General features: G+C 35.9%; 10 protein-coding genes. 4 read left to right on the top strand and 6 right to left on the bottom strand.

Translation table 11 applies throughout. The features are described from left to right. Positions 1-226: 226 nt before the first annotated feature. The 4 genes from A6755_RS14415 to A6755_RS14400 all read right to left on the bottom strand — a co-directional run bounded on the left by A6755_RS14415 (position 227) and on the right by A6755_RS14400 (position 5,460). Complete coding sequence (locus A6755_RS14415; RefSeq protein WP_063592563.1) at positions 227-1,546, bottom strand: UDP-glucose dehydrogenase family protein; 1,320 nt, start codon at positions 1,544-1,546, stop codon at positions 227-229. Position 1,547: 1 nt separating this feature from the next. Continuing rightward, positions 1,548-2,453 carry a UTP--glucose-1-phosphate uridylyltransferase GalU gene (galU, locus tag A6755_RS14410; RefSeq protein WP_034306886.1) on the bottom strand — a complete coding sequence of 302 codons (906 nt, stop codon included), beginning with the start codon at positions 2,451-2,453 and terminating at the stop codon, positions 1,548-1,550. Between the two features lie 915 nt (positions 2,454-3,368). Next, the gene (locus A6755_RS14405) at positions 3,369-3,983 is read right to left on the bottom strand and encodes a hypothetical protein (RefSeq protein WP_063591069.1); all 615 of its coding nucleotides are present in this window, start codon (positions 3,981-3,983) and stop codon (positions 3,369-3,371) included. Between the two features lie 880 nt (positions 3,984-4,863). Then, positions 4,864-5,460 carry a hypothetical protein gene (locus tag A6755_RS14400; RefSeq protein ID WP_063591068.1) on the bottom strand — a complete coding sequence of 199 codons (597 nt, stop codon included), beginning with the start codon at positions 5,458-5,460 and terminating at the stop codon, positions 4,864-4,866. 295 nt (positions 5,461-5,755) lie between these two features. Between A6755_RS14400 and A6755_RS14395 the strand changes: the two genes are divergently transcribed. From A6755_RS14395 to A6755_RS14385, 3 genes are all read left to right on the top strand, one after another. Then, a complete protein-coding gene (locus tag A6755_RS14395; protein WP_063591067.1) occupies positions 5,756-6,229 on the top strand; it encodes an NUDIX hydrolase in 474 nt (157 codons plus the stop codon). Beyond that, positions 6,229-7,317 carry a glycosyltransferase gene (locus A6755_RS14390; protein ID WP_244889670.1) on the top strand — a complete coding sequence of 363 codons (1,089 nt, stop codon included), beginning with the start codon at positions 6,229-6,231 and terminating at the stop codon, positions 7,315-7,317. Before A6755_RS14395 ends, A6755_RS14390 begins: the two co-directional genes overlap by 1 nt. Before the next feature lie 639 nt (positions 7,318-7,956). Further along, positions 7,957-8,745, top strand: coding sequence for a HipA family kinase (locus A6755_RS14385; protein ID WP_063591065.1), 789 nt, complete (start codon positions 7,957-7,959; stop codon positions 8,743-8,745). Positions 8,746-8,807: 62 nt separating this feature from the next. On the opposite strand, the gene A6755_RS14380 is transcribed toward A6755_RS14385, so the two are convergent. Further along, positions 8,808-9,377, bottom strand: coding sequence for a hypothetical protein (locus A6755_RS14380; RefSeq protein ID WP_063591064.1), 570 nt, complete (start codon positions 9,375-9,377; stop codon positions 8,808-8,810). A 514-nt stretch (positions 9,378-9,891) separates the two neighbouring features. Between A6755_RS14380 and A6755_RS14375 the strand changes: the two genes are divergently transcribed. Further along, the gene (locus A6755_RS14375; RefSeq protein ID WP_063591063.1) at positions 9,892-10,545 is read left to right on the top strand and encodes a 2OG-Fe(II) oxygenase; all 654 of its coding nucleotides are present in this window, start codon (positions 9,892-9,894) and stop codon (positions 10,543-10,545) included. A 232-nt stretch (positions 10,546-10,777) separates the two neighbouring features. Here A6755_RS14375 and A6755_RS14370 read toward each other — a convergent pair whose 3' ends face one another. Continuing rightward, positions 10,778-11,557 carry a hypothetical protein gene (locus A6755_RS14370; protein ID WP_063591062.1) on the bottom strand — a complete coding sequence of 260 codons (780 nt, stop codon included), beginning with the start codon at positions 11,555-11,557 and terminating at the stop codon, positions 10,778-10,780. Positions 11,558-11,850 lie beyond the last annotated feature (293 nt).

Here is an 11,850-nt window from a genome sequence, read left to right as displayed (position 1 = left end):
GGATTTAAGTAGGTGCCATGACACAAGTTTCAAACAATGATTATAAAAACAACATGTTATAGTTGATGTTAATCTAAGGTTTTAATCGTCGATAAAGATTTTTCTTCTATTTAAGAAATATAAAAAAGCACCCAAGATAAGATCAAAGGTGCTGCATTTCCAGTTTGAACCTAATATACGTTTTCAACATGTCTGAGTTAAGGAAGTGTTAGAAATTTTTTTCGCTTTATGTCATTCCAATAACAATTGCTGGTCTTCCTATTGGGTAATATTCAATTTTCTTGCACGCTCTGATTCGATCTTCTTCAAGACAATTTCTACCATCAAAAATGATTGGCCGTCTCATTGTTGTCATCAATGTTTTCAAATCTAAAAGTCTAAACTCTTTCCATTCGGTAACAATGAATACAGCATCCGCATTCACTGCCGCTTCGCGGACTGTGCTTGCAAACCTGATTGTATCCCCTAATATGTTCTTCGCATTATCCACTGCAACCGGATCATAAGCTACCACTTCTGCTCCAAGTTTGGTTAATGAACGCGCAATTTTGATTGATGGAGCTTCCCTCATGTCGTCTGTCTCTGGCTTGAAAGCGAGACCAAGCATTGCAACTTTTTTCCCTTTTAAATCTCCTAAGCGATTTATCGCTTTGGTTACAAGGAGCTCCTGCTGAAAATCATTGATCGCTACTGTTTCTTTTAACAGGGAAAAATGTACTCCATTTAAATTGGCAGTATGAAGCAACGCTTTAACATCCTTTGGAAAACAAGATCCTCCATAACCAATGCCGGGCTGTAAAAAAGCTTCTCCGATCCTTTTATCTTTTCCCATTCCCTTTGCTACATCTTTAACATCTGCACCCACTACTCCGCACAAATTGGCAACTTCATTGATAAAGCTAATCTTGGTCGCCAAAAAGGCATTAGATGCGTACTTAATCATTTCCGCACTTCGTATGCTTGTTAATATAAATGGTACATTTAATGGACGATACATTTCTTGTACTTTCTTAGCAGCCTCATCATTTTCAGAACCGATTATGATTCGATCTGCTTGCATCGTATCCATGACGGCAGACCCTTGTCTTAAAAATTCAGGATTTGATACCATATTAAAGGTGACACTTTCGTTACAATGTTCTTCAATGATGCTTTTAATAAAATCATTCGTACCAACAGGCACAGTACTCTTTATAACGACTACTGAACTCTGTACCAGGTTCGCAGCAATATCCTTCGCGGCCTGCACAATATAAGATAAATCTGCTCCCCCATCCTCCATTTGCGGTGTTCCTACGGCAATTATGATAATCTCGGCACCATTTAGCGCTTCTCGATGAGATGTAGTAAATAGCAGTCTACCCGCTGCAGCATTTTGAATAAGCAAATTCTCCAGACCAGGTTCATATATTGGAGAAATCCCTTGACGTAGGCTTTTAATTTTCTGTTCATCTGTATCGATACAAATGACATTATGACCTATTTCTGACAAACAAACACCAGTGGACAGCCCGACATAACCTGTACCCAAAACTGCTATTTTCATATTATTCAAGCTCTCTCTTTATAATTTGGAGGTTTTCTTTCTTATTTACATCCCTTAAATAGGAAAGTACCTCGTCTCTTATATCATCCCTGCGCAGAGCAAAGTCTATTGTTGCCTTAATGAATCCAACTTTATCACCAATATCATATCGGTTTCCCTCAAAGTTATATGCTAATACAGCCTGCTGTTTATTTAGCTCATTAATGGCATCAGTAAGTTGTAATTCATTACCATGTCCAACCGGAAGCTTGGAAAGCGTTTCAAAAATCTCGGGTCTAAAAACATAACGCCCCATTATCGCATATCTGGAAGGCGCCTCTTCCCTTTTCGGTTTTTCCACCAAAGAATCTATATGAAAAAGGTTTGGCTCTATCATTGTCCCTTTTGGCTTAATAATTCCATATTTACTGACATCCTTTTCCGGAACATTCTGAACAGCTACGACGGAACTGTTGCAATACTCAAAAACACTGATGATTTGTTTCAGACAGGGTGTTTTAGACATAACGATGTCATCCCCTAACAAAACGGCAAAAGGTTCATTTCCAATGAAGCTTTTAGCACAGAGAATTGCATGTCCTAGACCCATCGGTTCCTTTTGGCGGACATAATAGATATTTGCCAAGCTGGATATTTTCTGAACTTCCTCTAAAATATCAAGCTGGTTTTTTCTTAAAAGTGCATCTTCCAACTCATAGGATTTATCAAAATGATCCTCTATTGATCTTTTTCCTCTACCGATTATGATAATTATTTCCTCTATGCCCGAAGCTACTGCTTCTTCAACAATATATTGAATCGTTGGTTTATCAACAATCGGCAGCATTTCCTTAGCCTGAGCTTTTGTAGCAGGCAAAAATCGGGTCCCTAGACCTGCGGCCGGAATAATGGCCTTTCGGATTTTCATAAGCTGCCTCCCTTTTGCATTCATTAATCCTTTATATGCAATAGGACAACTTACGGTCTAGTTAGTAGCCCAATTCGTCCATTTTTATTTAACGGGGCCAGTAGGCTATATATGGAAGAATTCCAATCTGGCTGTGGCCGGGCCCCGCAGCCTGTCGGTTAGTGCCCTTTAAAACCTCCATTACACTTTTTATGTAATGGAGATTGAAATGGTCGATATACGGTTTGTATAAACCGCTGTGGAGCTTTTTGCGGTACAGTAGCCTAAACGATTTCCCTTTCCCTTTCTTTGAAAAACTCCATCGCAGGCAGTTTTTTGTTTAATTTTAAAGGCTCTTTTCGTAAAGGTTGTTGTTTTTAAAACGAAACAATCTAAGGTTGATTGGAGCGGAAGTGCGAGACTCCTGCGGGAGCGGCGGGACAGGTGTGACCCCACAGGCGTTTACGCCGAGGGGGCTCACCGCCCGCCCCGCGGAAAGCGAGCATCTGGAGGGGAAATCAACCACACCTCACTACTTGGTAAATAGGAACAAAGTATGTGAAAACAGCCATTTTAAAATATATGATGGACTGTATTCATGATTTTGAGGTGGGAATTTTCAAATGAAAGGGGAGGTTTTTTTAACCCCATCCATTTTTAATAAGAATTCGATCTATGTTGAATGGATATAGTTAAGGAATTTTACTTCTAAAGCAACAACACTTATCATCCTTTTAGAGGGTAATGCAACACTTTTACTTTCTCGGTACATGAAGAGCAAAACTTAGCATATTGGATACAATTCTAATGAATCATTTCGCTCCATTTACAAACTTCGTCTAGTTTCGACATATGGGAACTACTGTGCACCGGAATCCGATGGAAATGAACTTGTTTCCAAATAAAGAAGAAGAGGCTTTAACAGCCTCTTCTTCTTTATTTAGTTTCATCTTCATTTTTACTGCTATTTGCTATAAACATCGCAATTTGCGCCTTTTTTTCTACATCTAAATCAAGTGTATCGATTATGCTAAAAGGTGATTTTAATAAGAGGGGTTGTGGTTGTGGTTGTGCAATCTTCGTTATTTCTTGCAAGATTTTATCTGAAGTTTGATCTTGTTGTTTAATTAACTGATTCTGAAGTTGAATCTGAAGCTGCTTCTGTTGTTCTTCTTGGAGTTCGAGTTGGACTTGAATTTTTTCTAGTGGTTGTGAACGCTTCGATATTTCATGTAAGACTTTATCTAAATGCTCATCTTGTTGTTTAGATAATTTATTCTGAAGTTGAACCTGAAGTTCCTTCTGTTGTTTTTCTTGGTGTTGGAGTTGGTCTTGAACTTTTTCCAGTGGTTGTGCAATCTTCGTTATTTCTTGTAAGATTTTATTTAAAGTCTCATTTTGTTGTTTAATTAACTGATTCTGAAGTTCCACCTGAAGTTCCTTCTGTTGTTTTTCTTGGAGTTGGAGTTGGAGTTGAATGTTCTCTAATATATGGTTATATTTCTTCCTATTGTCTTCCTTGTGATTATCTGTTTGATCATTTTTACCCATTAGGTTCCCACCCTTTTCACTATTTATTGGTTATGGAGGCACATTTGAATTACATATTGCGTCGTTAGAAAATCGTCTTCTCAATTGACCTTGGATTCACCTTTTATGTTTCTAGTAAATCGCTTTTGTTGCAGAATCAGTTTAAGAACATTCGGAGATAGGCTATTTAACCATTTCTTAGTATTGTCGACATGATTGTGTTGCCGTTGCCGATCATAATGATAGCAATGTACTTGTAATTTATTGTGTCGGGAAAACAACTGATCCATCGTAATCATTCCGGTCTATACTTCAAGAGTAATGGAAGCCCAAAAAATGGTACAGTTTAAGCAGTCTTAATCTAAATGTTTGGCATCAAATTTAGGGATGTTTGAAAATGATTCACCTCATTTTAGTTTAGGAAACCATACATGTGGTTTCCGATTTTCTTATTTGCATAGACAGATCTTTCATAGATAAACAACCATCACTTTCTTTCTATAGTTATTCAACAAGCCTTTGAATGACTGAGCGTTTGTCATGTGTAAATGTTAAACATATACAATCTTCCAAAAAAAATTTAAAAAAACCACTTTAATAAGGAAAAACGTTATCTGGTTGCAAAAATGATTTTACGAATATTGTAATTTGTCCTAATAAATGCCGAACGTGCACTTTTAGAAACGGGAGAAATAATGCATTTCCGCCCATATTGCGAATTTTAGAGTCTGGAGAATTCCAAACTAAAAAGTCGAACTCCTTTATGTTTAGGGTTCGACTTTCCTTTTTTAATTTTCCCTGCTTGTACGACATAATTGGATTTGTAAGAAATCATCATGCACTGTTAGCGATACTGGCCAGGCCCAAATTTCGCATAATCTCATTTATATCGGTTAGTTTCCTATATCGCATTGAAGTCGATATTTTTTTGCCATTCTTCATACGATTCAGGATCGATTTTCTTTGCTTGTTTCAGGAAAGTATCCAATAACCCCAATTTCTTTAAATCACGAAACATCTTTGGATTATATGGATCATTCATTGTGAGGCCATCTGAATGATCGATTGCTTTCAGCACATTTCCCTTTGTTACAACAAAATGTCCGATTGAGGTCTTGATTCTAATAAATCCAACTCTCTTCAGTTCCTTTCGAATCATTATGATTTGTTCTGTAATCGATTCGGGAATATCTTGCTTCCCTTTCAAAAAATCTTTTAGATTAGGACCTTTTAAATATTCCATAATTACATAGTTTGGTCCGACTTCATATAACCTCGGAACAATATGAGTATCCTTCGCTGCTTCAAGTGCTTTTCCCTCTTTAGTTGCTGCATTTGGATTGACATAAATTTTTACGCAAATATCTTCATCAAGCTGAAAAACTGCACCTTGACTTCCTGCCCCAATTAGTTTTAATGTGGTTGGATTATGAATAAGAAGGTCCTTTTTACCGTTCTTTTCAATTCTTTCAACCCTTATTAATTTAAAATCATTCATCTAATCTACCACCTCTTTGCTGCTTATTAATAACCATAATATCTATACTATGAAATCATCGAATAGTTGCTTTAGGATAATAACACTTATTCATAAAATTAAGTCATACCTTCTTTTATTGAGTTCTTAAGGAAAGCCTTTCCTAGCATTTCTTCAGATTCTTATGCTCATACACATAAAAATAAGAACTTTACAAAAAACAAACAAATATATGTACTTGTCCGTTTCGAATCTTTTCCATTTTGCATTTACTATAAAAGTGGATTAACCAGAAAGATCAGAAAGGAGACTTGAGATGGGATATATTGAAGATTTACGTGCTCTCGTAGGAACTAGAGCTTTGATACTTACTGGGGTCACCGTTTTGGTTATCGATCAGAACAGCCGTTTTCTAATGGTACAATCCGAAAAAATGTGGAAATTGCCGGGCGGCTTCATCGAATTAGGAGAATCTGCGGAAGAGGCATGCAGACGTGAAATTTTGGAGGAAACAGGAATTAACATCGGAAACCTTCAATTAATTGGCGTTTTTTCAGGGAAGGACTATTTTACGAAGCTGCCTAATGGTGATCAATACTTTTCAGTCAACATTGCTTACGTTACCGAAGAAATACTCAGCGGAGATTTAAAACCTGATGATATAGAAATACAAAAAGTACAATTTTTTAAATGGTCCGCTTTTCCGAAAGATCTTTCTGAACGAGATCAACAAATATTTCAAAGTTTTATCGAAAATTTGATTTTAGAGAGAAGAAAGGGATTGAAATAGTGAAGACAATCGCTTTTTACATTAGAGAACCAATAAAAATCAATCAAGGGTTTATGTACAATCAGATCATTATGCTGGATCAATATCGTCCTATTGTTATAGGACCTTACCCAAATTGCGACAATGTTCAATATCAGTTTGAACACTATTATAATTTGAACGAAATTCAAGACCTTGGAGCTTTCTTTAAGGAGCAAAATGTCGTCGCGATTCACGCTCATCAGGGGAAACATTCCATCGATATATTACCAGCAGCAATAGAGTATGATATACCTTTGGTTGTACATTTTCGAGGACGTGATTCTTCCACTCAAACATTTAAGAGATTTCGCAAAAATGTCCTCCGATATCAAAATTTAGTAAAACATGGAGCTGCTTGTTTTTCAGTTTGCCATTTTCTTGCAGATGAATTGAAAAAATTAGGATTTAAAGAAGATAAAATACATGTACTATATGGGGGGCTGGATTTAGATTTATACCCATTTGTCCAACGTTCCCTACCTAATGAAGGAGAAATCCGAATCTTGTCCGTAGCCAGACTTGTCGAGAAAAAGGGGTTCCTTACACTTTTGAAGGCTTTTCAACGGATTCATCAGGAATACCCTAGAACGACACTGCACATCATTGGGACTGGAGAAGATGAAGAGAAGTTAAGAATTTTCATTGATGAAAATCAATTAAACGAACGCGTTTTTCTTAGAGGACCAATGGATTCAAACCAAATCTCTAACGAATTAAGAGATTCCCACCTCTTTTGCCTTGCCAGTGAAACAGGCGAAGATGGTGATGTTGAAGGGATTCCAAATGCATTAAAAGAAGCTATGGCAAGTGGTTTACCAGTCATCTCCACCTTTCACGGTGGGATTCCGGAATTGATTGAGCATAAAAAAACAGGTTACCTTGTTCCTGAGAAAGATGATTTAAAGTTGGCTCAAGGTCTAAAATATTTCCTGAGTCATCCAAGAGTATGGAAGAGATATACCAGAAGTGCAAGACAGGTAATTGATGAAAATTTCGATTTGAATAAACAAATCATCGAACAACAAAGGCTATACAGCATAATAGAAAAAAACAACGAAATTAATTAACCATGGGTCAGTCCAAAATAACCTGTTGAGGTCGTAAAATCATTAATTTGTGGAAAGGTACATGTCATTCTTTTTAGCGATGGTAAAAAGTTTGTAATTAAATGAATGGCACTGAAAATAAAAGAACCAATAATAGTAGTAATTGAGTATGTGTGCAATAAATTAGCAATGTTCCTTCCTTTTGTCCCCGTCGGACTAATTTATACCCAAACGAAATCATAAAAACACTCCCAAATTACATTCCAAAAATACAATTTTGTTCAGATTCAATATTCGTGTTTATTTATCGAAAAGTTTTACTAGAACTTAGGGAAGGCGTCAATTTTGTCCATATGATTGATCCCAGAATTCGGGTGATATCGTAGTATGCAAAAATGAGTTGTCAGGTACAGTATCAGTTACCAAGAAACTTATCCATTTGCCTTCTCTATGCTAAATGAAGGGATTTAACATCATTTGTATTCCTACCCAAAGAAGAAAAGTGAAGCGCTGTACAAATTTCTTTTTAGAAAAGAAAAGTCATTTACCGAAACTTATAACGAATTTCATCAATCAATACAGAAGCAATAATGTTAATAAAAAAGATATGGTGAAAGTGAAAAAGAGCTAGACAAATATTTTTAAAGGAGACAAAGTGATATGACAAAATATCCAGTTAAATATGTACAAACATTAAGGGGCGGAACCGCACATGTCATTCTTTTCAGCGATGGTAAAGAATATGTCGTGAAGTGGTTCGATACTAAGAAAGGCAGAGAAAAGGAAGTGGTCAATGAATACCTGATCGGAAAGTTGGCAGAGCTTCTTTCACTTCCCGTTATCCCATTTGATCTTGTATATATACCGGAAGATTTCATCAAGAAGACGCCTGAATTACAATCCACTAAACACAACTATAGTTCTGGATACCAATATGGCTGTGTATTTATTAAAAACAGTACCGTTTTCGAGAATGTTAGAGAAAATCCTCCCACAAAGATGGATGTTAAAAACCGGGATATGCTTGCCGGTATAACGGTATTCGACCAATGGGTGAATAACTCTGATCGAGGTACGATGAATGTCATTTTGGAAAATCTCAGCGATGGCGGCTATTATGTCCATATGATTGATCATGGCAGAGTTTTTCCAGGACGCTACCAATGGTCTGCTCAAACGCTAAGTGAAACACCAGTATATAATTACCATTGGCCTTTTTATAAGTGGGCCTTCTCTCTTCTCGATGATCACAAAGAGCTTACATCATTTATAGAAAAAATTGTAAAATTGCCGAACGAATCGATCTATCAAGTAATCGAATCCATCCCTAAAGAGTGGAATGTGAAAACGAAGGATAGGGATGCTCTCTACAAGTTTCTTTTAGAACAGAAAAATAAATTGCCTGAAATCGTTGAACGTATCATCCAGCATCATAGCAATCCCAAATAACGCTGGATTTTTCCATAGAAAAAAGTAACTCTTATTTGCTTTAAAGGAGTTACTTTTTTTATTTATAAATTTTTCCATTCTATATAGGATTCGGGATCCATTTCTTTTAATTCTTCCAAGAACATTGGTAATAAACCTAACTTTTTTAGGCCTTTGAATATCAATTCTGGCTTGTTTCGAATCCGTGTAAAGGAGCTATAATGATCTATTACTTTTAATTCATCTTCCTTAGTTACAATAATGTGGCGCAAATCGGCATCCAATCTGGTAAACTTTAATCGCTTCATTTCTTTTAAAACAAAAAGAATTTGCCTCATCAATTTTTCGGATAGGATCCCCCCAGATTCTAAATATTGAAATAAAGTTGGCCCTTCAAGATATTCCATAATAATATAGTTATGCCCCACCTCATAAAGCCGTGGAATAGCGGGAGACTCCTGTGCAATTTTTAATACATTTCCCTCTTTAGCCGCAAATTCTGGTTTTGCACAAATTTTCACACATTTATCTGAGGAAATTTTAAAAACGGCCCCTTGCGCCCCCTTTCCGATCAGTGGAAACGACGTCGGATTTTTTATCACATCCACTTTTTTAATTCCTTCAGTAACACAGATAGATTTAAAGTCCTCCACTTTCAATCACTCCTTAACATTCCCTATCGCACTATTACTTTTTATCCTTTGTCTCTTTTTCTCTAAGATTCTTGGTGATGAATCCTTCGTCCCCTTGTCATTGTGCACATTCTGAAAGAAAACGGCTTTGATTATAGGGTTAAGAGAATAGCTTATATAAACCCTTTTATAATAAAAGAGGAATGATATACCTTTCACAAAAGTGTGAACAAGCAAGCATCATTTTTACTCTTATTTGAACAGAAGGAAAAATTCACGTAAGGATTTTAGTGAAAATACACACATGAAAATCTATGCAAAGAGACTTTTTCATATTGTGAGCTTCCTATATTTTATGTAAAAGATTAAAGTTTGCTATAGTCAAGCGCCAGTTCATCCAGTAATTTTTACTGGTCGACGGAAATAAGTAACAGATACATAACAATGTTCATGGTATAATTAACATGGGAAAACGCTTACAGAATAATCCAAACTTTTTGTTCTGAAAATTCATTCTTTTGGGAGTCGATGAAAGTTGACAGTGGATAAAAAAACAAGTAAAGAACAAACGATTTTTAATCATATTGGAAATAAAATCAAAACGGAAGACAGAGAAATCAATGTAGTTGCTAGATTAGAAGAACCACTAATTGTAGTTTTAGAAAATGTTTTGAGTGACGAAGAATGTGACGGACTTATTGAATTGTCAAAAGACAAAATGAATCGTTCCAAAATTGGAGTTACGCACGAAGTAAATGAGATAAGAACAAGCAGCAGTATGTTTTTTCAAGAAAATGAATATGACATCCTTACCAAAATTGAAAAAAGGATATCAACAATCATGAATATACCCGTTGAACATGGAGAGGGTATTCAAATTCTTAAATACACTCCTGGACAAGAGTATAAAGCTCATTTTGATTTTTTTACATCTTCAAGTATTGCAGCAAAAAATAATAGAATTAGCACAATCATCTTGTACTTAAATGATGTGGAGCATGGAGGGGAAACCTTTTTTCCTAAATTGAATTTTTCAGTATCCCCGCGAAAGGGAAGGGCTGTGTATTTCGAATATTTTTACAACGATAAAAACCTAAACGAACTAACTTTACACGGTGGGGCGCCCGTTATCACTGGGGAAAAATGGGTTGCAACACAATGGATGAGGAGACAGAGTAGCCGCTCATGATGTATAAACGATAGACTTTAAAAGCCTCAATTTTAGGTGCCTAATGAACAAAGGCACCTATTCGTTCATTTAAAAATCTCCTATTTAAAGTCGCCAAACAAAAAATAATGATCAATAGTCTGAATTGGCACTGTTTTGTCCCATCAAACTATTTGCGACGTTTCAAATTACGCTTTTACCCTAGGTTTTTCTTTAGGTTTGATGTCAAAATACCTTTGCATGCATTCACTATTCATTTACCTTTGTTGCTCTTTCTAAAATTATCGTAATCAGTCTTAATGTAATGAAATACCTTCGCGTTGCCATTATGGTCAGGATGAGTTATTTTTAGTAACCCTTTATATTCTGCTAATACTTCTTTATCGCTCGCCATTTTAGAAAGCCCTAATTTTTCACTATAATCATTGGATTGAATAGTGGAGTCAATCATGTAATTGTTTCTGATTTTTTCTTTTAATTTTATCAATTCATTACGTAATTCAATATTTTCTTTTAATAAATCCTTTGATTCATTTTGTAATTCACTTTTCTCATTCTTTAGAATGGCAACTTCCTTTTTGAACATATCCCTTTGCTGAATCAATATTCTTTTTGCTGTCTCATGAAGCTCTTCGATACCTTCTATATGCTTTTCTTGAGCTTGTATTTTTAATTTTAATCGGTGTATGATTTCGTCCTTATTTTGAATTATACTATCATTTATAGCCAGCTTTGAAGCTGTGTCATCGCTTATGTATCCGGTGTTCCTCTTTCCGTTCCCCGCGTATTTAATCTTACCTTCGCCAAGCCAGCGCCTGACAGTCTGTACACTAATACTTTCTGTTACTCCTGCATCTTTTAACATTTCAAATGCTTGATCTGTGTCATCCATTATGTATCCGGTTTTCCTATTCCCGTTGCCTCCCTCATATTTAATCTTACCTTCACGAAGCCAGCGTCTAACAGTTTGTATACTACTGCTTTCTGTTACTCCTGCATCCTTTAGCAGGTCGAAAGCTTGATCTGTATTCACATTGTTCCCCCTTTCCCCTTATTACGCAATGAATTGTTACTTCGAATGATATGATAGTACCTTATTAAAAGGAAAAATTTTTACAAAGAAGGAGCCTAATTTGTATGTCAATGTTTTAAATAATAGCATAGGCATATTCTAAACAAAGAACAAATAGATGAAGAATATATGACGAATATCACAGGGAGATAACGATAATGTATCAGAGTAAAATTGTGGAGCCAGAAAAAAATATCGGTAACTACGTATTCATGATATCATTGGTGGAGTTACGGGCAGTATATATACATTCA

Source organism: Peribacillus frigoritolerans, assembly GCF_001636405.1.
Lineage (GTDB): Bacteria > Bacillota > Bacilli > Bacillales > DSM-1321 > Peribacillus > Peribacillus frigoritolerans.
Note: the sequence above shows the minus strand (reverse complement) of the source record. Positions and strands in the feature narration are given on the sequence as shown.